1 protein-coding gene is annotated in these 293 nt (G+C 58.0%); it reads left to right on the forward strand.

The window, feature by feature from the left end; genetic code table 11:
• On the forward strand, window positions 1–293 hold a 293-nt coding region (locus AC0L2X_RS32600), incomplete at both ends, for a tetratricopeptide repeat protein (RefSeq protein ID WP_473601236.1).

Below are 293 nucleotides of genomic sequence, written 5' to 3' on the forward strand. Positions count from 1 at the left end.
TCTCGAACCGAACAATGCCGACTGGCAGAGCAATCTTTCGTCGATCTACACCACACTGGGTGATGTTCAGACGGCGCGGGGGAACCTGGCTGGAGCCCTGGAAAACTATCGGCGCGGACTTGCCATCGATGAAAAGCTAAGCGCTGCGGACCAAGGAAACACCAACAGGCTCAATGATCTTGCCATTGACTATTCTGCCGTCGGCGACGTCCTGAAGGCGCAGGGGAACCTGGCGGGCGCCCTGGAGAACTATCAGAAGTCCCTTGCCATCCGTGAGAAGCTGGTGGCTCTCG

The sequence above is a fragment of the Mesorhizobium sp. WSM4828 genome (assembly GCF_055811175.1).